Source organism: Amycolatopsis sp. FU40 (assembly GCF_021903635.1).
Classification (GTDB): domain Bacteria; phylum Actinomycetota; class Actinomycetes; order Mycobacteriales; family Pseudonocardiaceae; genus Amycolatopsis; species Amycolatopsis dendrobii.
The window spans coordinates 1,073,508-1,098,939 of the sequence record NZ_CP091381.1; the positions used below are offsets into that span (position 1 = coordinate 1,073,508).

Genomic DNA, 25,432 nt, shown 5'->3' on the forward strand with positions numbered 1-25,432 from the left:
ATGCGCGACGAGCCGGGATCGCCGGGACTGTCCTCGCCGAGCAGGGCCACCGAGTCGGCGGTGCGGCGGCCACCTCGTCCAGCTCGCCATCCGATCGCGCTGAACCGGCGGGGCTCAGCCAAACCCGGTTTCCGCCGTCGAGCAATGGCGCGGCGTCGAATACCGGGCACGAGCGCAGTGCCGCCCGCATCGGCACCCGGGCCTACAGCGCAGGCGGCCCGGCCTCCACCCGGCGCAACACCGGCTCCAGCTTGTCCTCCTCCGCACTCCCGAACGGCAGGCTTTCCTCCCACCACGTCACCCCGGCCTCGGCCAGCGGTTCGACGACGCCTCGCGCCTGGGCCGGGTCGTTCGGGCTCATTCCGCCGACCACCACGTCGAACGGGGCGTCGGTCTGCCGCTCGCTCCGGACGTAGGCGATCAGGTCCCGCACCTCGGCGATCTCCGGCAGTCCCGCGGTACCGGCGGATTCGAAGATCGGCACCACCCCGTCCCAGCGGGCCGCGCGGCGCATCGGCCGGCGGTTGGGCCACCGGCCCGCCACCCAGACCGGCGGGCGCGGGCGCTGCACCGGCGGCGGCAGCAGTGTGATGTCGCGGGCGGTGAAGTGCTTGCCGGAGAACGTGACCGGTTCGCCGGTCCAGAAGCGGGAGATCAGGTCGACGCCCTCGTCCAGCTTCTCGGCGATCACCTTCGGGTCGGCGGATTCGCCGAAATCGGCGTACTCCGCGTCCAGCGGCGCGCCCAGCCCGACGCCGAACACGACCCGGCCGCCGGTGAGCTGGTCCAAAGTGGACACCAGACGGGCGAGCTGCTGCGGGCGGCGCCGCGCGACGGGGGTGACCATCGGGCCGAGCCGGACCCGGCTGGTGGCCAGAGCCGCGGCGGCGAGCAGGATCCATGGATCGCCGAAAGGGCGGCCGGGACGTTTGTCCAGCACCACGTGGTCCCAGACGAACAGGCCGTCCCAGCCCGCCTCTTCCGCCGCCGAGGCGACCTTGGCCACCGCGCGCGGGTCGGCGAAATCGCCGAAGTTGGGGATGCAGACCGAAAACCGCATGATCACCACCCTGCCCAGCCCCGGCGGGCACGTCAAACGGATTTGCCTGCCACGAACGTCTGCCGCACCCGGGCTCGCAGCAGTGCGTCCGGCGCTTCGGCGAACGGATCGACGTCCAGCACCACGAAATCCGCGGCCAAACCCGGCGCGAGCTGTCCGGTCAGACCGTCCCATCGGCACGCGTACGCGGCGTCGCGGGTGCCGTGTGCGAGGGCTTCGGCCAACGGCAGGGCGTACTTCGGCAGGTTGGGTTCCAGACCGGGGTTCAGCGCGGAGCGGCGGGTCGTCGCGATGTACATGTTCGGCAACGGGGGATGGGGCGCGGTCGGAGCGTCGGAGCCGAACGCGAGGACGGCGCCGGCGGCGGTCATTTCCGGCCACGGGTAGCCGCGCTCGACGCGGTCGTCGCCCAGCATCGCACGCCAGTTGTCCTGGATCGCCGGGTCCGCGTGCACTGGCTGCATCGACGCGACCGCACCGAGTTTCGCCAGTCGCTTGACGTTTTCCGGGGCCACGGTCTCCAGGTGTTCGAGGCGATGCCGCCGGTCGCGCGGGCCGTTGACCTCGATCGCGTGCTCCAGCGCCGACAGCGCGATGTCCGACGCTTCGTCGCCGATGGCGTGCATCGCGACCTGCAAGCCCGCCGCGTCCGCCGCCGCGACGACGGGGGCCAGCGCTTCCAGCGGCCACAACGGCCCGGGGTGACTCCCGTCCGCGAAGGGCTTTTTCATCGCCGCGGTGCAGGTATCGATGACTCCGTCGACCATCACCTTGATCCCGGCCACCCGCAGCCACGGCCCGGACAACCGCGCGCTCAGTTCCGCCGCGCGCTCGACCTGGCGGAGGTCGTCCTCGGTGTTGCCGGTGCGCTCGATCAGCCAGTGTCCGGCGACACGCAGGGGGAGCCGGCCGTTGTCGAGAGCCCGTTCCAGCGCGGCGAGTTCGGTCTCAGCGAGTGCCATGTCGACAGCGGTCGTGACGCCGTCCGCGAGGTAGTGCTTGAACGCCGATGCCAGTGCGCGGTCGCGGTCGGCGTCGCTGGTCTGGTCGTCGAGGAAGTGCCGCATCAGTTGCAGCGCAGCGGTTTCGTAAAGCATCCCGTCCGGTTCGCCGGAGGCGTCGCGGCCGATGCGGCCGTCGAGCGGATCGGGCGTGTGGCGGTCGATGCCCAGTTCGCGCAGCGCGGCGCTGTTGACCCACGCGGAGTGGAGGTCGTTCGCGGCGAGGTACACCGGACGGTCCGGGATCACCGCGTCGATCAGCCGCCGGTGCGGTGCTTGGCCGCCGAGTGCGTCGAAAAGCCAGCTGCGGCCCAGGATCCGGGACGCGGACGGATCGGTTGCGGCGGCGTGGGCGAGCCGGTGCTGGAGGTCTTCGGGGGAGGTGGCGGGGAACAGGTCGACCTGCTCCAGTGCTTCGCCCATCGAGACCAGGTGGGTGTGCGCGTCGACGAAACCGGGCAGCACGAAGGCTCCGTCGAGTTCGACCACCCGCGCTTCACTCTGGTCGGCCTCCGCGGTGCTGCCGACGTATTCGATGGTTTCGCCGCGGACGACCATGGATTCCGCCCAGCCGGACGGGCTCGCGGTGAAGATCCGGCCGCCGCGGTAGTGCACTGGCATCATCGGGCCACCACCGTCTCCGCCGCGACGAACGTGCGCCAGCCGGTCAACGTGTTCGGGCTGCCCGCGTGGATCCGCACGGTTCGGGCGGCTGGTTCGAGCAGGACCGTGGCCAGCGTGGCCCACCGGTCGCCGAACGAAGCGTCCGCGTCCGGGACGCAGCAGAGCTTCGGTTCGCCGGGTTCGGAACGGAGGAAGGCGACGAGGTCGACGGCGTGCGCGGGCGTCGGGTAGTCCCGCACCCGGGCGGTCATCATGGCGTGCCTCAACTGGGAATCCGGTTCGAAGAGGCCGCGTTTCTCGCGAGCGGCGGCGTCGGGGTCGAGAAAGTGGTTGGTGTGCAACAGGAAACCTGCTTCGGGTTCGAGGGTCGTTGCTCCGGTCGGGCTCAGCTCGGCGCAGACTGCCGTGCCGGGGTCGAGCAGCGTGAAGGCTCCGGACGTGCGGATCGGGGCGGTTCGCAGCAGGTCGAGCGCTTCGGCGGCGCTGCCTGCTTCGCCGAGGACGGCCGCGGCCAGCACGTGGACCGGGATGCCCGCGGCGGAGTCGTCTTGGTGGCCGAGGATGTTGAAGAACAGGCCGAGACCGGCGCTGTTGACGCCGATCTTGCCGAGGATGCCGTGTTCGGTGATCCCGGCGAAGGCGTACCGCGTGCCGCGTACTTCCTGGGTGTGCCAGCAGTCCGCGAGCTCGATGTGCCAGTCCCAGGTCTGAATGCCGTAAGGCGCGCCGGAATCGGGAACGCGCACGAGGGTCGAGCATTCCGGCTGGGTGCTCGGTGCGGCGGCGATGAGCTCGGTGCGTCCGTTGAGAGCTGCCGCCTGCCACAGTTCGATCCCGGCGCCCGCGGCGACGCCCGCGATCTCGTCGGCGTAGCGGCTCCGCCACGCGGCGACGTTGTCCAGCAGCCGGAGCGCGTCGGTCCGGACTTGCTGTTCGGTGCGGCCGAGAGTGTCGAACCAGCGCAGGTACAGCTCCAGTGCATCGGTCAGGCCCTCGCGCAGCTGGGCGCCGCGGGAAACTCCGCGGGCGCGCGGGTCCGGGTCGTTGACGAGCAGGTGCATCGTGGTCCTTGCGATCGAGGTCAGGCGCTGGCGCGGGGGCGGCCGGCGAGCAGGTAGACACCGGCAGCGATCAGCATTCCCGCCGGCAGCGAGAAGTCAATTCCGCCGGCCGCGCCGGCGATGAACCCGGTGTACATCCCGGGAACGGCCAGGCAGGACGCCGAGGCGGCCGCGCCGAGGACGAGCGCGGCGATTCCGGGCCAGTGCACGCCGCCGACGTACCAGAACGGGCCGCCGCGGCGTTCGTCGGCGAGCGCGTGGCCGTCGTAGCGATTGCGGCGCAGCAGAAGGTCGGTCACGTAGATCGCCATCATCGGGCCGAGTACGACGACCATCAGCTGCATCAGGTCGTTGACTGCCTTGAGGAAATCGGACACGAGCAAGGCGTACAGGGTCAGCAGCACGCCGGCGGTGCCGTCCAGCAGAACGCTGCGGGAGCGGCGCAGCCGGACGCCGATCGCCTGCAGCGCGAGGCCGGAGCTGTACACGGTCATCGCGTTGTTGGCGATCGCGCCGAGGATCACCGCGATCAGGAAGACCGGCGTGAACCACGGCGGCAGCACGGATTCCAGCGCGGCCTGCGGATCGCTCATGTCCAAAGTGGTCGCCGCGAACGCGCCGAGCGCGGTGAACACGATGCTCGGCAGGAAGGCTCCGGCGGCGGTCCAGGCGGCGACGGCGAACGGTTTGGTGTCGCGCGGCAGATACCGCGCGAAGTCCGCACTGTTGTTGTACGACAAGGAAGCCGACGCGACCAGCGCTACGCCGCCGGCCAGCGCCGCCCACAGCGCGACGCCGTGCAGCGGCGCCGGGGGCTGGTAGCTCCACGCGGTGTGCCGGATCAGGAATCCGCCCAGCACCAGGAAAACCGCGGTCGTCACGATGGCGAGCGGCAGGTAGAGGCGCACGATCACGGCGTGGCCGTAGACGCTGATCGCCAGCGTCGCGGCGGCGATCGCGACGATCACGAGGACTTTGCCCAAGGTGTTGAGTTCGACACCGAGCCGCGCGCACAGGCTGAACGCGGTCACCGATGCCGCGGACCAGCTCAAAGCCACATAGCAGACCGAAACGAGCCAGCCGTTCAGTCCGATCACGAAGCGGTTGCCGCGGGTGCCGAACATCGCGCGCATGATGACCTCGCTCGGCGCGCCCGCCGCCGGGCCGCTGACCGAGACGAGGCCGACCAGCACCCAGCACAGGTTGCCCACGACGATCACCGCGAGCGCCTGCAGCAGGCTCAATCCGCTGAGCACCAGCGCGCCGCCGACGACCAGGCTGAGATAGCTGACGTTGGGCGCGGCCCACACCCCGAACAGGTCCCGGGCCCGGCCGTGCCGTTCGTCGTCGCCGATGACGTCGATGCCGTGGGCTTCGACGCGGGGGCCGCGCCCGGATCGGGCCGGGGGCGGCGCGGACGTGCCGGGCGACACGGGCGGGGTGGCGGGAGCGGTCATGGCGAACCTCCGGACCGGGGAATCGACTCGGGCCACGGTAAGGACCCAAATCGATTTGGGCAATGCTCTTCCCGCAGCGGTTTCCAAAACGATTTGGGCGAGGTTAGGCTGCTGCGTCATGGCCGGGAAAAGGACGCGGGCGACCATCAAGGACGTCGCCCGCCGCGCCGGGGTTTCGCCGACGACGGTGTCGCATGCCTTCAGCGGGAACGGGACGGTCGCGGCGGAGACCGCGGAGCGGGTGCGGGAGGCGGCGCGCGAGCTGGGCTACCGGCCGGACACGGTCGCGCGCGGGCTGCGGTCCAGCAGGCTCGGGGTGCTCGGGCTCGTGGTGCGGCCGCTCGACCCGTCGGACACCGCGTTCCTGGAGGGCGTCGACTACTTCCTCCGGTTCGCCGGGTCGGCCGCGCTCGCCGCGGTGGAACGCGGGTACGGACTGATGCTGGTGCCGGATCCGACGCGCGCCGACGCGCCCGCGGTGGGACTCGCCTGCGACGGATTCCTGATCACCGAACCGGTCGAGAACGACCCGCTGATCACCATGCTGGAGCGCGAATGCGTGCCGTTCCTCGGCGTCGGACGGGATCCGGCGCGGCCCGCGTCGCCGGACTACCTCGACCTCGGCACCGGGCGGATCGTCGCCGAGGTGCTCGACCACCTGGCCGCGGCGGGCGGGACGCGGGTCGCGGCCGTGCTCGGCACCGATCGCAACGAGTGGAACCTGGACGCCGAAAAGGCTTACCTGGACTGGGTTCGCGCTCGCGGGCAGCAGCCGCTGGCGGTGCGCCGCGCGGAGGTCGCGGGGGAGGCGGGCGGCCGCGAGGCGGGAGAGGAATTGTTCGCGCTGGCTTCGCCGCCGGACGCGGTGTACTGCCAGACCGGGAGGCACGCGGCCGGGGTGCTGGCCGCCGCGCTCGCGCGGGGGTTGGCGGTGCCCGGCGACGTGCGCATCGCCTGCGGCGCGGATTCCGATTCCGAGCACACGCGGTCGGGCGTTCCGCCGATCACCGCGGTCGATCTGCGGCCGGTGCACCTGGCTCGCACCGCGGTCGCGGTGCTCGCGGATCGGGTCGAAGGGATTGAACCGCCTGTCCCCGGGCCGGCGGAGTACGAACTGATAGTGCGCGGGTCGACCCGGAGGCAGGCGGTGGGCTAGCTAGGCGTGCGGGACCGCTCCGACCCGCGAGTCACGCGGCCGCAGAGCCGAAAGCGCCCCGCTGAGCGCGAGCCGGCCGGGGCCGGTGAACGCGAGCAGCAGCAGCGCCCAGCAGAACATCGCGGCCGCTTCGCCGCCGTTCTCGATGGGGAAAAGCCCTTGTGACACATGGACGGAGAAGTAGGCGTACGCCATCGACCCCGATCCGATCAGCGCCGCGACGCGGGTCGCGACGCCGAGCAGGACGAGCCCGCCCGCGACGAGCTGGATGAGCGCGGCCCACCAGCCCGGCCAGGCGCCCACCTGCGCCGCGCCGTGTGCGCCGAGCACTCCGAACAGCGATTTCACGCCGTGGCAGGCGAAGAGGAACCCGACGACGATGCGGAACAAACCGAGCGCGTAATCCTGTGCCGCGTCCAGCCGGTGCATGATGCCTCCACATGGGACGACTCGGGCGGACGGGGACGACGTCCGGTCGGACACCAGTACCGGTCCGCAGGAGTGGTCCAGACCTTTCCTGGACCGGTGTCAAGGTATACCGGTGACGTGAGTCTCGGCGATACCTGCGAAAGTCAGGTTCCGCGCGAATCGCCGGATGTGGTAACGGCTGGTGAAGGGGGCGGCGTCCGGTTCGGGGAAGGGGCGGGTCCGTTGGGGGGAACGGGGTTTCCGGCGTCTGCTGGAGAGGATTGCGCCGGACGGTCAGGCCGCGACGGAGGATTCCGCGGCGCCCGTTCCGCGTTCCGCTGCGGGCGGCGGCCCGAAAGCCGGGTCCGGACTGGGTTTTCGGCGCTGCGTCAGCGGTTCACAGCGCGACCACGATCTTGCCGTGCACGTGGCGTCCGGCCTGCATGGCCACCGCCTCGCGGATCTGCTCGACCGGGTACGTCGCCGCGATCGGCACGGTGAGCTCGCCGGAACGGATCGCGTCGGTGATCCGTTCGAGGGCTCCTGGTTTCGCGTCGAACGCACCTGTCGCCCGCACGCCCGGGAGGGCGGGACCGTCGGCGACGGTGGAGATCCGCTCGGGAGCGACGCCGAGTTCGAGCGCGGTCCCGGCCGTCTCCCTGCCGAACAGGTCGGTCGCCGCGGTGATCCCTTCGGGTGCCAAGGCCCGCACGCGATCCGGAAGGCCGGGACCGTATGCCACGGGTTCGGCACCGAGTTCGCGCAGGAATTCGAAGGTGCGCTCGGAGGCGGTGCCGAGCACCCGGGCGCCCGTCAGCTTCGCCAGCTGTACGGCGAAAATGCCCACGCCGCCCGCCGCTCCGCCGATCAGGACTGTGTCTCCGGCTTGGACTCCGATCGCGGCGAGCGCGGCCGAGGCGGTCAGGCCGGCTACCGGGAGTGTGCTCGCCACCTCGCCGCTGATGCCGTCCGGGGTGTGCCACAGGGTCGTGGCGGGAGTCTTGACCAGGACGAAATCCGCGACGGACCGTCCGATCGCGCCGCCGTAAACCCGGTCGCCCACAGTGAATCCGGAAGCTTCGGCTCCCGCTTCGTCGACCACTCCGGCGAAATCGCTGCCGAACCCGGCGGGCAGGGTGATGCCGAATCGCGCCGCCATCTCGGGCTGGGCGGCGATCTGCCAGTCCATCGGATTCAGCCCGGCGGCCGTGACCCGGACGCGAACCTCGTCCTTTCCGGGGTGCGGCTCCGGCACCTCCTCCAGTTCGAGGACGTCGAGTCCGCCGAATCGCCGGTAACGGACAGCTTTGCTCATCTCTTCTCCTTCAGTGACGGGACTTGGTCTCATCAACCGTACCCGAGTGATGAGACCAAGTCCCGTAGACTGGTCCCATGGCTCGCTGGCAACCCAACGCACCAGGACGGCTCGCCGCCGCGGCCCTCGAGCTGTTCGAGGAACGCGGCTACGAGAACACGACCGTGATCGAGATCGCGGAGCGCGCGGGGCTCACGAAGAGCACGTTCTTCCGGCACTTCCCGGACAAGCGCGAGGTGCTGTTCGGGGAAAGCGCGATGACCGGCCTCCTCGCCGAGGCGATCGCCGCGGCGCCGTCCTCGGCTGGGCCGCTTGAGGTGGTGGCGAACGCGCTGGAGGTGCTTGGGCGGGAGGTTTTCACCGGCGAGCGGCGTGAGTTCAGCGCTCGGCGGCAGGCTGTGCTGGACGCTAATCCGGAGTTGCGGGAGCGCGAGGCGCGGAAACGGCTGGGGCTGGTCGATTCGATGATCGGGGCGCTGGAACGGCGGGGGGTTTCCGGCCGGACTGCGCGGGTGGCGGCGAAGGTGGGTGCGCTTGCGTGGGAGGTCGCGTACGACGAGTGGATCGGGACGGGCGGGGAGGATTTCGGTTCGTTGGTGCGGGGGGTGCTTGCGGAGGTTCGGGCGGTTAGCGCCGCCCGTTGATGCTTAGGGGTTGCCGTTCGCGCCGTTGTTCGCGTTCCCCCGTGTTTGGGAGGTCCTCGGCGGTGCCAGGCTGCGTTGGCGCCGATCCGGAATTCCGGGAGAGGTGAAGTACGGAAAGGGATCGGTCTTGTCGGTTCGATGATCGAGGCGCTTGAGGCCCCGGCGTCGCCGGTCGGGCCGCGCTTGCTCTGGGAGACCGCGCACGACGAGTGGATCGGGGTGATCGGCGAGGATTTCGGTCCCCTGGCAAGGGAAGCGCTCGCCGAACTGCGGGGCGGTCAGCGCCGCTCATTGACTCTCGCGGCTGCCCTTCGCGCCGTTGTCCACACTTCGCTCGAGTTGTGGAGCATTCAGCCGGTTCGCCTCTCGAAGGCCGGTTTCGTCGGGCGAGGCCGGTAGACTGGGCGTGGGCAGCCCCCCAGGAGAGGGCGGGGGTGGGGTCGCGGTCAGGACCGCGGCGGCCACCCGGATTCCAGCAGTGCGAACACTGATGCCAAAGCGGCAGCGGGATCCGGTGCGGTGCCGGTGAGATCCGGGATTTCCAGCACGAACCGCGCCAACGCCCGCACGGCTGGGTCGTCCGAGGGCAGGCCGCTTTCCTCGGCAAGGGCCGCGGTCAGGTCGGGTTCGCAGGAATGCCACAGGCGGCGCGCGTACTCGCGCAAGGCGGGCGTCTGCACGATCAGGTCCCGTTTCGGGGCGTGTTCCGGCGGGATGTCCGTCGAGTACGGGCCGCGGGCGGCGAAGAATTCGTGCAAGGCCGCGAGGATCGGTTCGGTGGAGGCTCGGTTCCGCACCGCGGCGACGATCCCGGCCCGGCGTTCCGAGCCGTCGTCGAAGATCAGGGCGTCTTTGCCGTCCGGGACATGGGCGAAGAGGGTCGCCACCGAGATGTCGGCCTCTTCGGCGATCTGCGCGACGGTCACCCCGTCGTAGCCGTGCTCCAGGAACAGCCGCAGGGCGACCTCGTCCAGCCTGCGGCGAGTTTCGAGTTTGCGGCGTTCGCGTCGTCCGGTGTTGACCACGACCCCACACTACCCCAAACCTGAAGTGGGTTTAAAGTTAGAATCACTTCAGGTTTAGGAGGGTGTCATGACAGTGCTGGTGACCGGGGGCAACGCGGGGATCGGCTACTTCGTCGCGGAGCAGTTGGCCGAAGCAGGGGCGGAGGTGGTGCTCGGCAGCCGGGACGCGGCGAAGGCGGAGGTCGCGTTGCAGGTCCTCCGCGAGCGGGTGCCGGGGGTGCGCGCGTCGTGGGCGCGGCTCGACCTTGCCGACCTGGCGTCGGTGAAGGGGATCGAGGTGGGGGAGCTCGACGCGGTCGTGCTGAACGCGGGGGTGTATCTCGAAGGGCCGGAGCGGCGGGAAACCAAGGACGGCCACGAGATGACGTTCGGGGTCAACCATCTCGGGCATTTCGCGCTGACCGCGGCGCTTCAGGACCGGTTGAAGCCGGGGGCGAGGATCGTCACGATGGGCAGCTTCGCGGCGAAATCAGCGAAGCTCGACTTCGACGACCTGCAGAGCGAGCGTGCCTATCAGCCGAAAACCGCGTACGAGCGGTCGAAGCTCGCGCAAACGCTTTTCGCACTGGAGCTGGATCGGCGGCTGCGGGCCGTCGGCAGCAGCAGACTGAGCGTCGTCGCTCATCCTGGCGGGGCGTTGGACAGCCTGACTCCGGACCGGCCGCCGCTGCACGTGCGGAGCACGAAGCTGAGCCTCGCGCGCATTGCCTTGCAGGGCAAGGACGACGGCGCGCGGCCGGCGGTGCGGGCGGCGGCCGGTCCGGATGTCCACAGTGGTCAGATCTGGGGTCCGCGCGTGTTCGGCCTCAAGGGAAAGCCCCGGCCGGAGCCGGTGCGCGGGCCGTACGCGGACGTCGAGGCTGCCGCCCGGGTGTGGGCGGCGAGCGTGGAGCTGACCGGGGTCGAGCCGGTGTTCAGCTGACGTCGATCAGCACCTTTCCGGTGACGCCCTTCTCCGACGCCTCGTGTGCGCGTGCGGTTTCCGCCAGCGGGAACCGGTGCACGGGGAGCCCGTGCTCGGGGCCGAGCCGGAGCCCGCCGTCGCGCAGGGCGGCGTTCAGGTCTTCCGCACCGGCGCGCAGGCGGTCCCATCCGACGGTGTAGAGCACCAGGAACTGGTAGCGGCTGTTGAGGAAGACGTTCTGTCCGAAGTCGACAGTCACGGTTCCGTTGCCGCGGTCGTCGCCGTAGACCGCGACCACCCCGCGCGGGCGGAGCACCGCGGCGTGCAGGGGAGCGTTCACGCCGGCGGCGACCTCCACGATCACGTCGACCCCGTCCGGCGCGATTTCCCGGATCGCCGCGGCGACGTCTCCTTCGGTGTACCGCACGACATGCTGCGCACCGGCGGCGCGCGCGAGTGCGGCCTTGTCCTCCGTGCTGACCGTGGCGATCACAGTCGCTCCGGCCCAGCGGGCCAGCTGGATCGCGGCGTTGCCGACCGCGCCCGCGCCGCCGCTGACCAGAATCGTCTTGCCCGCCAACGCGTTCGGGGCGAGCCGCTGCGGCCCGTCCTCCGCGACGGTGAGCGCGCGGTGGGCGGTGAGCGCCGGGATCGCGAACGCGGCGCCCTCGTCGAAGCCGGACTCATCGGGCAGCGGGACGAGCCGGTCGGCCGGAAGCACGGTGTACTCCTGAGCGGTCCCGGACGTCGGCGAATGCGCGGCGGCCAGCAGCAGCCACACCCGGTCGCCCACCGAGAACCCGTCCACTCCGGCGCCGACCGCGTCCACGACGCCCGCCCCGTCCTGGTTGGGCACGGACAACTCGGCCTCGGCGCCGAAGCGGGAGCCGGAGCGCGCCTTCCAGTCGGTCGGGTTCACCGCGGACACGACGATCCGCACGCGCACCTCGCCCGGCCCCGGTTCCGGCACGGCGAGTTCGGACAACGTCAGCACTTCCGGGCCGCCGAACTGGCGGTAGGTCACAGCTTTCACCCTCGATGCAATTCACCGGCGGGCGCGGCTATTCCCGCCGCCGCGGATCAGCGTCCGCCGGGCTGGCGCCGCTTGTGCCGGGGACTGCCCGAATGCGGCATTGGGTGCATCGGACGCACCCAATGCCGCATTGAGGTTTTCTCAGTAGCTGTGGTGTGCGGCCTCGCTGCGGCAACGCGCAACGCTCGGCTCCGTCTCGCGCCCGGCTCCGCCGAAGTACGTGAGGGGAACCCTCATTGACTCTGATTCCCTCAGGGCGGCCCTCACGTACGGTGCTCACCGGCCGGACCGGCGGGCATCGGCCGGGGACGGGTTCACCCGCGCCTCGCCAGGCACCCGCGAGGCGCTGCTGAGAAAACCTCATTGGGGCGCTCTCGAGCCCGTCGCTGCGTGACGGAGTCTCCTCGCCGACGAAAATGCTCATCGCCAGTTCGACGTCCCGGCCGGCAGGCGCGGCTGTTCCCTGCGAGTGGGTCAGCGTCCGGCGAGTCGCGCGATCACCGGTGCGAAGTCCTCGAGGAAGGCGCCGTTCACGCTGTAGTACGAGACCCCGAGTTCCTCGCGCCGCCGCTGCAGTTCCTCGGCCATCGCGGCCGGTCCGCCGCGCAGGAGGGTGAGGGAGTCGTGCTCGATGAGGGTTTCGATGTCGTGCCCGATGAAACCGCGGATCCAGGGCGGGATCTCTTCCCCGACGACGAAAATGTTCATCGCCAGTTCGACGTCCCGGCCGCCCGCCGCGGCGCGGATCTCGGCGGCGTACTCCGCGGTCTCGGCACGGGTCGCGAGGACGCTGCCGGCGAGCGTGACGATGTCCGCCCGTTCACCGGCCAGCCGGCGGGCTTTCGGGCCGCCCGCGGCGACCATCACCGGCGTGTGCGCGTCGCCGTCGAGACGGCGCAGGTGCGAGATCGTGTCCGACACCTGGGCCAGCCGCTCCGGACCGGTGCCGTACGGCAGCCCCAGTTCGGCGGCGGCCTCGCGCATCGGCGGGATCCCGGTGCCGATTCCCATCTCGAACCGGCGGTCGGTGAGCACGCTGAGGCTGTGCGCCTCCCACGCGGCCGCGCGCGGCGTGCGCAGCGGGCTGGCGAAGACGAAGGTCCCGACCCGCAGTTCGGTGGTCACCGCCGCCGCGACGGCCAGCGCCGCGGTCGGGGTCGGGAGATGGAGATTGTCCGGCGACAGCAGGGTCGAATAGCCGAGATCCTCCGCGCGGCGGGCGGTCTCGCGCCATTTCGCGCCGCCCTCCTGTGCTGCCGCGACGACCCCGAACCGGAATGTTTTTCCCGCCATGGCACCAGAAAACCACGGCTGCCGCACTCGCGCCAGCAAATGCGGCAGCCGGGTGAGTCAGCCGCGCTGGTACTGCTCCCAGGTCAGCTTCGGGTTGACCGCGGGGCCGTCGTCCTTGCCGTGGTTGGCGAGGCCGTTCTGCCCGAGGTAGTAGGCGCCGACCTGATGCTGCGCGCCCGAGGACAGATCGGGATCGTTCACCGCGATCGCGTGGATGTGGTAGCCCCAGTCGCCCTGGGACGGCGTGCGCACCCAGGCCGCGAACCCGACTTTCCGGAGGTCCTTGGCGAATTCGGTGCGGGTCGCCGAAGACATGTTCGCGACCGAAACGTCGAATGCGCCTCCGCCGTCGTGCGTTCCGGCCGACGCGCCGACACCGCCCGGGTTGTACGAGCCCTGGGTGAGGCCGACGTCCTTGCCGAACAGCTTTTCGGCTGCTTGAAGCATCGCCTTGGTGCGCGTGTTCAGCGTGACGCCGTGATAGGTCACGTGGCTGCCCGCGGACACGACGTTCGACACCGTGTACTGGCCGGAGCCGAGCTTCTCCAGCGACGTCCTCCCGGGCAGGCCGGACGCGTCGATTCCGGTGTAGCCGAGAGACTTCTGGTACTTCGAGTAGGCGTCGATCGTGGTGGTGCCGAAGTAGCCGTCGACGTACTTGGCGTCCAGCAGCCCCTTGGTCTGCAGCGCCTTCTCGACCAGCAGGACGCTGTCGTGCGCGCCCGGGGTCTGCGTGCTGTCGGCGCGCTGCGGGTCGATCTGGGCCGCGAGCAGCACGGCCTCCATGTTCGCCGCCGGCAGCGCCGCGGCTACGCCCGGAACGGCGACGGCGACCGTGGCCGCCGCCGCGGCCCCGGCGGTGAGCACTGCGAGTTTCCTGAGCATCCGTGTCCTCCCGGTCCTGGTCGGTCCGGGCCGAGCATCGCCGAGCGGGATACACGGGACGTACAAATGCGGCTCGACCTCACTCCAGCCACTCGGTGACGAACCGGTCGTTCTCGTGGATGTGCACCGCCTCGTACGGTTCGGGACCGAGGGAGACGAACTTGTGCGGCGTGTTCGCAGGCGCGACGAGCACCTCCCCGGCGGTGCCTTCGCGCTGTTCGTCGCCGATGGTGAACAACGCGCGCCCGCGCTGGACGACGAAGGTTTCGCGGTATGGATGCCGGTGCAGCCGCGGTCCGCTGCCGGGCACGGTTTCGTATTCGCGGATGACGGAGACGCTGGAGCCGACTTCGCAGCCCTCGACGTCCCGGGTGGCGGGTTCTGTCATGTCCGTCGAGGTTAGCCCGCTTCTCGCGGTTTCCGGAGATCGTGCTGCCTGCCCGGGCCCGCCAGAGCACGGTTCGCGGGTGTCCAGGCGGGGCAGACCGGAGGCTGCCCAGCTGCGCAGCACTGCGTGCTGGCGGTCTGGGCCGCGAGCACCGGCAGGGAGAGCGTATCGAGGGTGCCGCCGGTCGGATGTCTGTCCGGTCGAAACCGGCCAGATCTCTGTCATCCGGTTGACCTCGCCGCCCGCGAGCCGGAAAGGTCGGACAACACGAGGTCTGGGAGGTGCCGTGCGGTACTCAGTCGTGGCAGCGCTGGCGACGGCGGCGGTCGTCGGAGCGGGGACCGTCGCGGCGGCCGCGCCGCAGGCTCCGCTCGCAAGCGATCCGGCGGCGTACGTGGATCCGCTCATCGGGACGGGTCGCGGCGGCACTTCGGTCGGCGAGATCAACAACTTTCCGGGACCGGCCGCACCGTTCGGGATGATGCAGTTCTCGCCGGACACCGACGGGTCCTACGCCGGCTACCAGTACCACAGCGACAAGATCCGCGGCTTCAGCCTCGACCACGCGTCGGTCGGCTGCAACGCGTTCGGCGACGTCCCGATCCTGCCGGTCGCCGGCGACGTCGGCGCGAAACCGTGGGATCGCGTCGAGCGCTTCACGCACGACGGCGAGCAGGCTGAACCCGGCTATTACGCCGTCACGTTCCCCGACTCGGGCGTGCGCACCGAGCTGACGGCGACCACGCGTACGGGGCTGGCGGCGTTCACCTTCCCGGCGGGGCAGAACGCGCAGGTGCTCGTGAAGGGCGGCGCGAGCCTGGCGGGCAACTCCGCGGCCGGCCTGCGGATCACCGGCGACCGCGAGGTCAGCGGTCAGGCGACGACCGGCCACTTCTGCGGGAAGCCGAACAAGTACACCGTCTACTACGACATCGCCTTCGACCGCCCGTTCACCGCGCACGGCACCTGGGACGGCAAAACCGTCCAACCGGGCAGCGACCAGGTCGACGCGCCGAAAGCCGGGGCGTACCTGACCTTCGGCGACGCCGGCGTGGTCCACGCGAAGGTCTCGATGTCCTATGTGGACGTTCAAGGGGCGAAGAAGAACATGACGCCCGGCTGGGACTTCGCCGGGATGCGCGAGAGCACTAAGAACGCCTGGCGCGACGCACTCGGCCGGGTCCGCGTGGCGGGCAAGGACTCCGCGCAGCTCAAGACGTTCTACACCGCGCTCTACCACGGCCTGATGCACCCCAACACGTTCAACGACGCAGACGGCCGCTACCTCGGCTTCGACAATCAGGTCCGCACGCTCCCGCCGGGGCATTCGCAATATGCCAACTTCTCCGACTGGGATACCTACCGCTCGCTCGCGCCCTTGCACGGCATGCTGTTCCCGAAGGAAGCCAGCGACATGGCGCAGTCGCTGACCAACGACGCGGTCCAGGGCGGCTGGTGGCCGCGCTGGCCGATGGCCAACGGCTACACCGGGCAGATGACCGGCGACAGTTCGGTCGCGCTGCTGTCCAGCCTGTACGCCTTCGGCGCGCGCGACTTCGACGTCAAGACGGCGCTGAAGTACCTGGTCAAGGGTGCGACATCGGTGGACGAAACGCCGGGCGCGTACCAGGAACGCCGGGGGATCGCGGACTACGTCGCCCGCGGCTACCTGCCCAACAACGACGCCTCCCGCGGCGACCACGCGCGCGTCGGCGCCTCCATCACGCTGGAATGGGCGATCGACGACTTCGCCATCGCGCAGTTCGCGGGCGCGATCGGCGACCGCGGCGTCGCGCGGGACTTCGCGAAACGCGGCCAGAACTGGCAGCACCTGTTCAACCCGGCCACCGGCTACCTCCAGCCGCGCGGCCAGGACGGCCGGTTCCCGGACGGTCCGGCGTACCAGCCGCCCGCGCCCGGCACCTTCGGCCAGGACGGTTTCGACGAGGGCAACGCCGCGCAGTACACCTGGCTCGTGCCGCAGGACACGGCCGGGCTGGTGACCGCGATGGGCGGCCCGGCCGCGGTGTCCGCGCGGCTCGACACCTTCTTCCAGAAGCTCAACGTCGGCCCGAACGAGCCGTACATGTGGGCGGGCAACGAGCCCGATTTCGGCGTGCCCTGGATGTACAACCACGTCGGCCAGCCGTGGAAGACCCAAGAGGTGGTGCGCCGGATCGCGACCACGCTGTTCAGCGCGACGCCGGACGGCGAACCCGGCAACGACGACCTCGGCGCGCAATCGTCCTGGTACGTCTGGGCCGCGCTGGGGCTCTATCCGTCGACCCCGGGCACATCGGATCTCACCGTGCACAGCCCGCTGTTCGAACGCGCGGTGCTGACGCTGCCCGGCGGCCGCACGCTGGACATCCGTGCGCCGGGAGCCTCGACGACCACGCAGTACGTCCACGGCCTGGCCCTGAACGGGCACCGGTGGGACCGGACGTCGCTGCCGCAGGATCTCGCGCGGAGCGGCGGACGGCTCGACTTCGCGCTGTCCGCACAGCCGGACCGGAACTGGGCGGCGAACACGCAGCCGCCGTCCTATCGCGACGGTGAGGAGCCGTTCGTCGGCTCGGTGGCCAACCAGGCGACCGTCGAACCGGGCGGCTCCGGCACGGTCGCGGTGAACGGCCAGCGGCTCGGCGGGCACCTGCGCTCGCTGAACATCTCGACGTCGGCCCCGGCCGGGATCACCGTCTCCGGCCCGCGCTCGGTGCGGCTCGACAACCAAACCGGCGGCGGGAAAACAGAACTGACCGTGACCGCGGCACCGGGGATTCCCGCGGGTTACTACGAAGTGCCGGTGACATTGCGCGGAGCCGGACATTCGGTTTCTTCCTCGGCGATTGTGGTGGTCGCGCCTAAGGGAAGCCTGGTCGGCGCGTTCGGCAATGCCGGGATTTCCGACGACGGCGACGGCGGTTCGGCGAATTTCGACGGCGCCGGGAACAGCTATTCGCGGAATGCGCTGGCGGACGCCGGTCTCGCTCCGGGTTCGACCGGACACGCAGCGGGCACGACGTTCGTCTGGCCCGCCGCGCCGTCCGGCCGCCCGGACAACGCGGTGCCGTCCGGGCAGAAGCTCGATCTAGGTGGAACTTCAGCGAGCCGCCTGCTTTTCGTGGGTTCGGCGACGAACGGAGACCATCGCGGGAGCGCGACCGTCGCGTTCACCGACGGCACGACGGCGACCGCCGATCTTTCGTTCGGTGACTGGGTGTTGCCGGGAGGAAATGCCGAACCAGTGTTCGGCAATACGCTCGTGGCCCGCACCGCGCACCGGAATCAGCCCGGCGGCCAGGGAATCGGCGCCTCGGTTTACGCGACGTCGCCGCTGGAAATCCCGGCGGGCAAGAAGATCGCGACGGTGACGCTCCCGGCCGATCCGGACCTCCACGTTTTCGCTCTCGGCCTCGGGTGAGTTTGTCAACCGGGATTCCCAAGGTGTGATCTGTTCGCGGGTTCCGGAATTTCTCGGCCCTCTTCGTCGTAAGTGACTGGCGTGCTCACGACGAAGGGGAGTGGCGTGAACGAAACACGCGAAGCGCCGAAAGCCGGGAGCCAGCTGAAGCTGGTGCTCGTGCTGGGCGTTCTGGTGGCACTGGGGCCGCTGTCCATCGACATGTATCTTCCGGCGCTGCCGGACATCACCCGCGAACTGTTGACGACGGAGTCGACGATCCAGCTGACCCTCACCGGAACGGTGCTGGGGCTCGGGCTGGGCCAGCTGATCGCCGGCCCGCTCTCGGACGCGATGGGGCGGCGCGTCCCGCTCGTCGCGGGAAGTTTGATCCACGTGCTCGCGTCGCTGCTGTGCCTGGTGGCGCCGACGGTCGAATTGCTGAGCGCGGCGCGCGTACTGCAGGGGCTGGGCGCCTCGGCGGGCGCGGTGCTGGCGCTGGCTGTGGTGCGCGACCTCTACACCGATCGCGCCGCGGCGAAACTGCTGTCCAAGCTCATCCTGGTGATGGGCGTGTCCCCGGTGCTCGCCCCGACGCTCGGCAGCGCGCTGCTGGCGTGGACGCACTGGCGCGGGGTGTTCGTGGCGCTCGCCGCGATCGGGCTGGCCAGCGGCGTGGCGGCGGCGCTCGCGCTGCCGGAGACCCTGCCGCCCGCGCGGCGGCAGCCGTTCAAGGTCCGGGCGACCGTGCGGTCCTACCGGAACCTGTTCACCGACCGCTCGTTCGTCGGGCTGGTGCTGGTGGCCGGGTTCGCGATGGCCGGGCTGTTCGCGTTCGTCAGCGGCGGGTCGTTCGTGTTCCAGCAGCAGTACGGGCTCGACCAGCAGCAGTTCGGCCTGATGTTCGGGGCGAGCGCGGTGTGGCTGATCGCCGCGACGCAGGTCAACGCCCGGCTGATGAACCGGTTCGAACCGCACCAGGTGCTGCTTTTCGCGAGCGTCGCGGCGGCGGCCTCGGCGGCGGTGCTGCTGGTGACCGCGCTGACCGGCTTCGGCGGCATGTTCGGCGTCGCGGTGCCGGTGTGGGTGGTGCTGTTCTTCGCCGGGCTGATCCTGCCGAACGCGCCCGCGGTCGCGCTCGACGCGCACGGGGACAACGCCGGGACGGCGGCATCGCTGCTGGGTGCGGTGCAGTTCGGCGTCGGCGCGGCGGTCTCGCCGGTGGTCGGCCTGCTGGGCAACAACGCGGTCGCGATGGCCACGGTGATGTTCGGCGGACTGGTCGTGTCCGGGCTGGTGCTGTGGCTGGTCGCGCGGCCGTGGCAGGGCCGGGAGGCCGAGCCGGAGGTGCTGGCCGACACCCGGGTGCCGGTGACGGTCGACTAAAGCGGGGGCCCTCGTGAGTGGCGGTGCCGGTTCTCACCGGCATTGCCGCTCACGACGGCTCACATGCTGCGGAGCACCGACACGACCACGCCGAGCACCGTGGCCCGGTCGCCGTCGATCACGTCGTAGGCCGGGTTGCGGGGCTCGAGGTAGACGTGCCCGTCGCGGCGGCGGTAGACCTTCACCGTCGCCTCCTCGTCGATCATCGCGGCGACGATCTGGCCCGAATGCGCCTCGGACTGCTGCTTCACCACGACGATGTCGCCGTCGCAGATCGCCGCGTCGACCATCGAATCGCCGCGCACGCGCAGCCCGAAAACGGTGCCGCGGCCGGTGAGCCCGCGCGGCAGCTGCATGACGTCGTCCACGTGCTCCTGCGCGGAGATCGGCGTGCCCGCCGCGATGTCGCCGACGACCGGCACCGGCACCGAGTCGCCGCTTTCGCGCGAGGGGAGGTCGCCGAGGAAAGCGCGCACGTCGATCGGGCGGGAGATCGTGGGACTGCGGCGCAGGAAACCCTTGTCCTCCAGCGCGGCGAGATGCTTCGACACCGAGGACGTCGACCGCAGCCCGACCGCTTCGCCGATCTCGCGCGTGCTCGGCGAGTATCCGTGCCTGCCCACCCAGTCCCGGATGGTGGCGAGGATGCGCTGCTGCCGCTCGGGCAGGGCCGAAGCGTCCAGGTCGTCGAAGACGTCGTCGTAGGCGGTCACGGGCCCGATCGTAGACGGCGTCCGGGCCGGTCGCCGGGGCCGGGGCGGTTGTTCCCGCGGTCGTTCCACTGTGGACGGTGGATGCGCTTGGTAGAGTTGTCCCTCCGGAGGGTGACGGAGAGGGGACCGGGGATGACTCAGCCGGTGATACGGCCGAAGGTGACGGGGATCGGCATCGCGGTGGCGGTGTTGCTCGCGGTGCTGGAGATTTACGCGGTGCGCGGGGGAATCTGGGCGGTCACCGAAATCGTGCGCGGAGCCCGCGTCAGCCCGTCCGATTACCTGTTCGCGGCGACCCTGCTGCTGGCGATCGTGGTGCTCGTCGGCATCGTGATGATTTTCGCGCGGAGGCAAGCGGCCGGCCGGATTCTGCTGTGGGGAGCGCCGGTGCAGCTGCTGTGCGCGCTCGCCGGGGTGATCCTTGCCCATTCCTGGTGGGACAGCGCCGCGTTCGGCTTGATGACGATCCTGGCGGTGGTGCTGTGGCTGCCCGCGGTGTCGGCGAAGACGCCTCCCTCGGCGGGGTACGGGATGCCTTACGGGGCACCGGTTCCGGGCATGCAGTATCCGGGCCAGGTCCCGATGGGGCAGCAGTATCCGCAGCCGGGTCCGGTTCCGCCGCAGTATCCGCAACAGTACGGCGCTCCGGGAATGCCGCCGCAGTACCAGCAGCAGCCTTATCCGCAGCAGCCCGCGCCGGGGCAGCCTTATCCGCAGCCCATGCCGGGGCAATGGCCCGCCTCCGGGCCGCCGCACCAGGGGTGGCCGGGCCAGTGATCACTGCCCGGCGAAGCGCCGCTGCTCGTCCGTGACCTCGGTGAGCACCCGCTTGAACTCCGCGTACTCGCCCCGCCCGAGCCGCTGGGCGTGCCGGTCCTCGATTCCGGCGAGAACGCGGGCCGAGGCGGCGATCATGGCCTTCCCGCGTTCGGTCGGGCAGACGAGTTTCGCGCGCCGGTCGGCCGGGTCGGGGCGGCGTTCGACGTAGCCGAGCGTCGCGAGTTCGTCGACCATCGTGCCGATGACCTGCTTGCGCCGTCCGGACAGCCGGGACAGCTCGGTCGCGCGGGCGCCGTCCGGGCCGAGGTAGGCCAGCACCGCGCCGTGCCGCGGGCTCAGGTCGGCGAAACCCTCGGCGGCCAGCGCGGTGAACAGCTCCCGCTGCACCGCGAACAGCAGCCGCCCGGCGAGCATGCCGAGGTCGGGGTGCGCGGGCGTTCGGGAGTCGGGCACGGCGGAGATCGTAGCGCGAGGTCAGGACCGCCGGGGGAGCACGCAGAATTCGTTGTCTTCGGGGTCTTTCAGCACGATCCAGTGGTCGTTTTCCGGATCCTCCACGACTTTCGCGCCGAGGGTGACGAGACGGGCCACCTCGTCGCGCTGTTCCACCGTGTCCGGCGCGATGTCCAGGTGCAGCCGGTTCTTGCTTGTCTTCCCCTCGGGCACCGGCTGGAACAGCAGCGACGGCCGGTCCGGCGCTTTCAGTTCGACGTAGACGAGTCCATGGCTGTCCGGCCACCGTTCGGCCCTCGGGTAGCCCAGCGCTTCCCGCCAGAATTCGGCGAGCGCGTCGGCGTCTCGGCAGTCGACGGTGACGGCGATCAGATGGCTGCTCATGATCGGGAGTTACCCGCGATCGGCCGCGGTTATGCCCGGGATCTTATGTGTCCATAGTGGACAATCAATGCGGGTGGGCGAGCAGCGTGCCGAGACCGGGTCCGGCGGCCGGTCGGCCGAGCAGGGTGAGGCAGTGCCAGAGCGTCACCTGCGTCGCGGTCAGCACGGGTTTGCCCGCGCGGTTTTCGAGCTCGGCGAGCAGCGGCGCGGTGTGCAGGGCGGTCTCCGGAAGCAGGACGGCTTGGGCGTCCGAGGAGGCCGCGGAATCGACCAGATCGCGGATGCGGGCGTTGTCCCACGTCGCCAGGTCGCGATCCGAACCGGCGTCGGCCGACACGGCGTGCACGGTCGCGATGTCTTCCTCGGCGAGGAACGCCGAGAACGCCTCGGTGATCTCCGGCGCGTACACCGAAGCGAGCGAGATCCGTTTGAGACCGAGCCGGTGCGCGGCGGCGAGGAACGCCAGCGACGTGCTGCTCGCCGGGACACCCAGCGCGTCCGTCAAGGCGTCGGTCTGCGTCTTGGCCACGGCGACGCCGTCGATGAAACTGCAGCTCGTGCACGCCCAGCTGACCACGCGCGGGGACGTCCTGAACTTCGCCGCCGTCGCGACCAGCCGGTCCGGCTCGCTCAGCTCGCGCACGGCGGTCCGGACGTTCTCGCGCTCGACCACGCGCCGAGCCCAGGGCACGTAGGCGAACTCCACGCCCGGCCGGGCATCGAGACATCCGGCCAGGGCGGTGAAGTCGTCTTCGGCGCAATCGCGGGTGGGATACAGCAGACCGATCATCTCGGGCAGTGTCGCACTCGTTCGCCCGCCCGGCAGAACTTCAGGAGCCGGGGCCGGAGTAGATCTCGTCGGCGGGCGGGGCCTTGGCCGGAACGGGCTGGTCCCAGCCGCTGAACTCCATCGTGCCTTGCTTCGGGGACTCCAGCCGCAGCAAGCGGTGCGGTTCGACGGCCTCGATGAAGATCGTGGTGCTGTCGTTCTCGTACCGCAGCGCCAAGGTGCCTGCCGCGTCGGCGGGGCGACCCGTGCCGAAGCCGGGCTGGTCGGTTTCACTGGCCATGCCGCTGACGAAGACGTCGAAGTCCAGGAAGAGCTTGAGCCCCTCGCCGAATCCCTGAGCCATCGGGGAGTCCATCGACACCCACTTGCCGTCCAGCGGCGAGCGGGCCCCGGCGGGACGCCCGGAGATCTTGGCCATCCCGCGGGTGAACTTGATCCAGACCTTGTCGCCGACGCGGACCAGCGGCACCTCAGCGCCGTCCTTCGTGATCGAGCCGCTCACGCTGTCCCTGTTGATTTGCATGTCGAACGTCGTGCCGCCGTCGCTGCCTTTGACGTGGACCGCGGTCGCTTTCTTCATCGCGGCCTTGATGGCCGAGGGGTCGAGCGGGTCGGCGGACGGCGCCGCCGACGAACTCGCGGCCGGACTGGCCGAGGCGGCCGCGCCGGCGAGCGGCTGGGCCGTGTTTCCGCCCGAGCCGGAACAGGCGGTGCAGACGAGCGCGGCGGCGGCCGCCAGGATGCCGTAGCGCAGGAGGAGACGGTGCGAGACCGGGCGAATCATGCGATTTCCGTTCGGACGGGCCTGGGACGTCCCCGGGCGCATCCGCTTATCGCCTGGTCCGGCTGTCCGTTACGGCTTGTCCGCCGCCGTCATGGATTCGTGACAATTCGTCCACAGTGGACGGAAGGCCTCGCGCTCCCGGGCGGGGCGCGAGGCCGCCCGGTCAGGAGCCGGGGCCGGAGTAGATTTCCGCGGCGGGCGGGGCCTTCGCCGGGACGGGCTGGTCCCAGCCGCTGAATTCCATCGTGCCTTCCGAGGGGGATTCGAGCCGCAGCAGGCGGTGCGAGCCCGCGGCCTCGAGGAAGATCGTCCGGCTGCCGTTCTTGTAGCGCAGCGCCGGAGTGCCCGCCACGTCAGCGGGTTCGGCCGCGGAGTAGCCGGGCTTGTCGACGTCGTCGGCCATGGAACCGACGAAGACGTCGAAGTCCATGAACAGCTTGAACACCTCGCCCATGCCCTGGGCGAGCGGGGAGTCGAGCGACACCCACTTGTCGTTCACCATCGCGGCGGCCTCGGCGGGCAGCCCGGCCTCCTTGGTCAGCGACTTGCTGAACCGCATCCAGACCTTCTCGCCGACGCGCAGCATCGGGACTTCGACGCCGTCCTTCTCGATCGAGCCGCTCACGCTGTCCTTGTTGAACTGCATGTCGACCTTCATCTTGCCGTCTTCGCTCTTCGAGCCCTTGACGTGGACCGCGGTCGACTTCTTCATCGCGGCCTTGACGGTTTCGCCGACGGTCGCGGCGTCGAGCGGGGCGGCGGAGGGCGAGGCGGGTGCGGCGGGCGAGCTCGCGGCGGCCGGCGGCTGGGCGGCGTTCTCGCCGGAGCCGGAGCCGGAGCAGGCGGTGCACGCGAGCGCGGCGGCGGCCGCGACGGCGCCGCAGCGCAGGAGGAGACGGTTCGAGACCGGGCGAATCATGCGATTTCCGTTCGGGACAGGCCCAGGACACCCCCGGGCACATCCGCTTATCGCCCGGCTCGGGGGTTCGTTACGGCTTGTCCGGTTTCGTCACATATCCGTGACTCGCCGCCTGGTCCACGGTGGACTGACCAGTCTCAGCTGGCGGCGCGGGTGGCGGCGAAACCGGGGTGCGGAAGCCGCTGCGGGCGGCCGTCCGGGTGGTACTCGAAGTGCCACCATTCGTTGTCGTACACGCGATACAGGCCGAACCGTCCACCGTGGACTTCGAGCCACTGCGCGCCTTCGTAAGGCCGGACGTCGAGCGCGACGCCTTGCACGTGCTGCGATTGCGCGGGCGGAAGCGTGAGATGCAGGGCGAGCTCGTGCGAACCGGCGCGCTGCACTTCGGCGTGGAACAGATCGGCCTGCGTCGCGGCGTCCCGGTGACCGGACGTCAGGCCGAGCAGGATTCCGTGCCGCCACAAGGCTTCGGTGCGCGCAGCGGTGAACGCGGCGTACGTGCCGGGCGTCAACCCGGCGAGGTTTTCGGCCGGATAGCGGGCCCCCAGTGCCCACTGGCACGCGACGTGCCGTGCCCGGCCCCGCGCGACCACCCACGCGACCGGCACGAAAAGCACCGCGAGCACGTGGGTGACCACTCGGTAGATTCCGGTCACTGCAACGCCTTCACGACCGCGGCGGCGGCCTGCGCGATCAGTTTGTCGTCGGACTTCGCGTCCTTCCGCGGGCGGTCGGACAGCACGGCGAGCACGATCGGGGCCCGGTTCGGCGGCCACACCACGGCGATGTCGTTGCGCGTGGCGTAATCGGCGGATCCGGTCTTGTCCGCGACCTGCCAGCCGGCGGGCACGCCCGCGCGGATCACGTGCGCGCCGGTGGTGTTGGCGCGCATGATCTTGGTGAGCACGGCCTGCTTGTCCGCCGGGAGTCCCGAGTCGAGGGCGACGGCGCGCAGGTCCTTGGCCCAGACTCGCGGGGTGGTCGTGTCCCGGACGTCACCAGGGCTCGTCTCGTTGAGAGCGGGCTCGATGCGGTCCACGCGGGTGACCGTATCCCCCAGCCTGCGAAGCTCCGCAGCCAGCCCGGCGGGGCCGCCGATTTCGCGGAACATGAGGTTATCCGCCGTGTTGTCGCTGTAACGCAGCGCAGCGTCGAGGACGCTCTGTAACGACATCTGCTCCCCGATGTGCTTCTCCGTAATCGGGGAATTGGGCACGAGATCGCTTTGCCGAATCGTGACCGTGCGGGCCAGATCATCCCCTCGGTGCAGGATCGCTGCCGCGTTGAACACCTTGTGCGTGGAAGCGTAGGCAAAGCGGTCGTCGGCGTGATAGGCGACCTCGCGGCCGTCGCCGGTGTCGATCGCGTAGACGCCGAGCCGGGCGTCGAAAGCCTTCTCCAGCGCGGCGAAATCCGGCTGCGCGACAGTCTTGGCCGCGGCCGGCGCGGCGCTCGCCGGCGATTCCGGTGTTGCTGGTGTGGCACATGAGGCTAGCGCGACCAATGCGAACGCGGCCAGGGTCAGCCTGCGGAACACGGGGTTCTCCCTCCGAAGTCGATCAA

26 protein-coding genes are annotated in these 25,432 nt (G+C 70.4%); 7 read left to right on the forward strand and 19 right to left on the reverse strand.

The window, feature by feature from the left end; genetic code table 11:
- Positions 1–202 precede the first annotated feature (202 nt).
- Genes L3Q65_RS06215 through L3Q65_RS06230 form a run of 4 tightly spaced genes read right to left on the reverse strand, consistent with a single transcriptional unit; the run spans position 203 to position 5,203 of the window.
- Entirely contained in the window at positions 203–1,060 is an 858-nt protein-coding gene (locus L3Q65_RS06215) for an LLM class flavin-dependent oxidoreductase (protein WP_237599014.1), read from the reverse strand.
- A gap of 32 nt (positions 1,061–1,092) precedes the next feature.
- Positions 1,093–2,685: an amidohydrolase gene (locus tag L3Q65_RS06220; RefSeq protein WP_182891924.1), complete on the reverse strand. Its 1,593-nt coding sequence runs from the start codon at positions 2,683–2,685 to the stop codon at positions 1,093–1,095.
- A complete protein-coding gene (locus L3Q65_RS06225) occupies positions 2,682–3,746 on the reverse strand; it encodes a C45 family peptidase (protein ID WP_237599015.1) in 1,065 nt (354 codons plus the stop codon). Before L3Q65_RS06225 ends, L3Q65_RS06220 begins: the two co-directional genes overlap by 4 nt.
- Before the next feature lie 20 nt (positions 3,747–3,766).
- Entirely contained in the window at positions 3,767–5,203 is a 1,437-nt protein-coding gene (locus L3Q65_RS06230; RefSeq protein WP_182891922.1) for a cytosine permease, read from the reverse strand.
- Positions 5,204–5,321: 118 nt separating this feature from the next.
- Here L3Q65_RS06230 and L3Q65_RS06235 point away from each other — a divergent pair, with 118 nt between their 5' ends.
- On the forward strand, positions 5,322–6,359 hold the full coding sequence (locus L3Q65_RS06235; RefSeq protein ID WP_182891921.1) for a LacI family DNA-binding transcriptional regulator: 1,038 nt from the start codon (positions 5,322–5,324) through the stop codon (positions 6,357–6,359).
- Here the strand turns inward: L3Q65_RS06235 and L3Q65_RS06240 are convergent, their stop codons facing one another.
- Together L3Q65_RS06240 and L3Q65_RS06245 are read right to left on the reverse strand one after the other, a co-directional pair.
- A complete protein-coding gene (locus tag L3Q65_RS06240) occupies positions 6,360–6,788 on the reverse strand; it encodes a DoxX family protein (RefSeq protein WP_182891920.1) in 429 nt (142 codons plus the stop codon). It lies immediately after the preceding gene.
- 376 nt (positions 6,789–7,164) lie between these two features.
- Positions 7,165–8,082 carry an NADP-dependent oxidoreductase gene (locus L3Q65_RS06245; protein WP_182891919.1) on the reverse strand — a complete coding sequence of 306 codons (918 nt, stop codon included), beginning with the start codon at positions 8,080–8,082 and terminating at the stop codon, positions 7,165–7,167.
- 77 nt (positions 8,083–8,159) lie between these two features.
- Here L3Q65_RS06245 and L3Q65_RS06250 point away from each other — a divergent pair, with 77 nt between their 5' ends.
- Complete coding sequence (locus L3Q65_RS06250) at positions 8,160–8,726, forward strand: TetR/AcrR family transcriptional regulator (protein WP_182891918.1); 567 nt, start codon at positions 8,160–8,162, stop codon at positions 8,724–8,726.
- Positions 8,727–8,864: 138 nt separating this feature from the next.
- Entirely contained in the window at positions 8,865–9,125 is a 261-nt protein-coding gene (locus tag L3Q65_RS06255; RefSeq protein WP_182891917.1) for a hypothetical protein, read from the forward strand.
- Between the two features lie 47 nt (positions 9,126–9,172).
- Here L3Q65_RS06255 and L3Q65_RS06260 read toward each other — a convergent pair whose 3' ends face one another.
- On the reverse strand, positions 9,173–9,751 hold the full coding sequence (locus L3Q65_RS06260) for a TetR/AcrR family transcriptional regulator (protein WP_182891916.1): 579 nt from the start codon (positions 9,749–9,751) through the stop codon (positions 9,173–9,175).
- 67 nt (positions 9,752–9,818) lie between these two features.
- Here L3Q65_RS06260 and L3Q65_RS06265 point away from each other — a divergent pair, with 67 nt between their 5' ends.
- The gene (locus L3Q65_RS06265) at positions 9,819–10,673 is read left to right on the forward strand and encodes an SDR family NAD(P)-dependent oxidoreductase (RefSeq protein ID WP_237599016.1); all 855 of its coding nucleotides are present in this window, start codon (positions 9,819–9,821) and stop codon (positions 10,671–10,673) included.
- On the opposite strand, the gene L3Q65_RS06270 is transcribed toward L3Q65_RS06265, so the two are convergent.
- The 4 genes from L3Q65_RS06270 to L3Q65_RS06285 all read right to left on the reverse strand — a co-directional run bounded on the left by L3Q65_RS06270 (position 10,666) and on the right by L3Q65_RS06285 (position 14,254).
- Positions 10,666–11,688 (reverse strand): NADPH:quinone reductase, encoded by a 1,023-nt coding sequence (locus L3Q65_RS06270; protein ID WP_237599017.1) that lies wholly within the window; start codon positions 11,686–11,688, stop codon positions 10,666–10,668. The two genes, L3Q65_RS06265 and L3Q65_RS06270, sit on opposite strands and share 8 nt — an antisense overlap.
- Before the next feature lie 474 nt (positions 11,689–12,162).
- On the reverse strand, positions 12,163–12,981 hold the full coding sequence (locus L3Q65_RS06275) for an LLM class flavin-dependent oxidoreductase (RefSeq protein WP_182891913.1): 819 nt from the start codon (positions 12,979–12,981) through the stop codon (positions 12,163–12,165).
- A gap of 57 nt (positions 12,982–13,038) precedes the next feature.
- Positions 13,039–13,866, reverse strand: coding sequence for a peptidoglycan-binding protein (locus tag L3Q65_RS06280; protein ID WP_237599018.1), 828 nt, complete (start codon positions 13,864–13,866; stop codon positions 13,039–13,041).
- A 79-nt stretch (positions 13,867–13,945) separates the two neighbouring features.
- Entirely contained in the window at positions 13,946–14,254 is a 309-nt protein-coding gene (locus L3Q65_RS06285; RefSeq protein ID WP_182891911.1) for a cupin domain-containing protein, read from the reverse strand.
- A 286-nt stretch (positions 14,255–14,540) separates the two neighbouring features.
- On the opposite strand from L3Q65_RS06285, the gene L3Q65_RS06290 reads away from it, so the two are divergent.
- Together L3Q65_RS06290 and L3Q65_RS06295 are read left to right on the forward strand one after the other, a co-directional pair.
- The gene (locus L3Q65_RS06290) at positions 14,541–17,678 is read left to right on the forward strand and encodes a GH92 family glycosyl hydrolase (RefSeq protein ID WP_237599019.1); all 3,138 of its coding nucleotides are present in this window, start codon (positions 14,541–14,543) and stop codon (positions 17,676–17,678) included.
- A gap of 105 nt (positions 17,679–17,783) precedes the next feature.
- Positions 17,784–19,043, forward strand: coding sequence for a Bcr/CflA family multidrug efflux MFS transporter (locus L3Q65_RS06295; RefSeq protein ID WP_237599020.1), 1,260 nt, complete (start codon positions 17,784–17,786; stop codon positions 19,041–19,043).
- Positions 19,044–19,102: 59 nt separating this feature from the next.
- Here L3Q65_RS06295 and lexA read toward each other — a convergent pair whose 3' ends face one another.
- Complete coding sequence (lexA, locus tag L3Q65_RS06300) at positions 19,103–19,756, reverse strand: transcriptional repressor LexA (protein ID WP_237599021.1); 654 nt, start codon at positions 19,754–19,756, stop codon at positions 19,103–19,105.
- Between the two features lie 132 nt (positions 19,757–19,888).
- Between lexA and L3Q65_RS06305 the strand changes: the two genes are divergently transcribed.
- On the forward strand, positions 19,889–20,533 hold the full coding sequence (locus L3Q65_RS06305; protein WP_237599022.1) for a hypothetical protein: 645 nt from the start codon (positions 19,889–19,891) through the stop codon (positions 20,531–20,533).
- Here L3Q65_RS06305 and L3Q65_RS06310 read toward each other — a convergent pair whose 3' ends face one another.
- The 7 genes from L3Q65_RS06310 to bla form a co-directional block, all read right to left on the reverse strand.
- On the reverse strand, positions 20,534–20,989 hold the full coding sequence (locus L3Q65_RS06310; protein ID WP_237599023.1) for a MarR family winged helix-turn-helix transcriptional regulator: 456 nt from the start codon (positions 20,987–20,989) through the stop codon (positions 20,534–20,536). It abuts the gene before it with no gap.
- 21 nt (positions 20,990–21,010) lie between these two features.
- A complete protein-coding gene (locus tag L3Q65_RS06315) occupies positions 21,011–21,373 on the reverse strand; it encodes a VOC family protein (RefSeq protein WP_182891907.1) in 363 nt (120 codons plus the stop codon).
- A 64-nt stretch (positions 21,374–21,437) separates the two neighbouring features.
- Complete coding sequence (locus L3Q65_RS06320; protein WP_237599025.1) at positions 21,438–22,163, reverse strand: decarboxylase; 726 nt, start codon at positions 22,161–22,163, stop codon at positions 21,438–21,440.
- 40 nt (positions 22,164–22,203) lie between these two features.
- Positions 22,204–22,947 (reverse strand): hypothetical protein, encoded by a 744-nt coding sequence (locus tag L3Q65_RS06325; RefSeq protein ID WP_237599026.1) that lies wholly within the window; start codon positions 22,945–22,947, stop codon positions 22,204–22,206.
- Between the two features lie 163 nt (positions 22,948–23,110).
- Positions 23,111–23,866: a hypothetical protein gene (locus L3Q65_RS06330; RefSeq protein WP_237599027.1), complete on the reverse strand. Its 756-nt coding sequence runs from the start codon at positions 23,864–23,866 to the stop codon at positions 23,111–23,113.
- A 137-nt stretch (positions 23,867–24,003) separates the two neighbouring features.
- Positions 24,004–24,525 (reverse strand): D-alanyl-D-alanine carboxypeptidase family protein, encoded by a 522-nt coding sequence (locus tag L3Q65_RS06335; protein ID WP_182891903.1) that lies wholly within the window; start codon positions 24,523–24,525, stop codon positions 24,004–24,006.
- Positions 24,522–25,406, reverse strand: a complete 885-nt coding sequence (gene bla / locus L3Q65_RS06340) for a class A beta-lactamase (RefSeq protein ID WP_182891902.1) — start codon at positions 25,404–25,406, stop codon at positions 24,522–24,524. The genes L3Q65_RS06335 and bla overlap by 4 nt, the downstream gene beginning before the upstream one ends.
- Positions 25,407–25,432 lie beyond the last annotated feature (26 nt).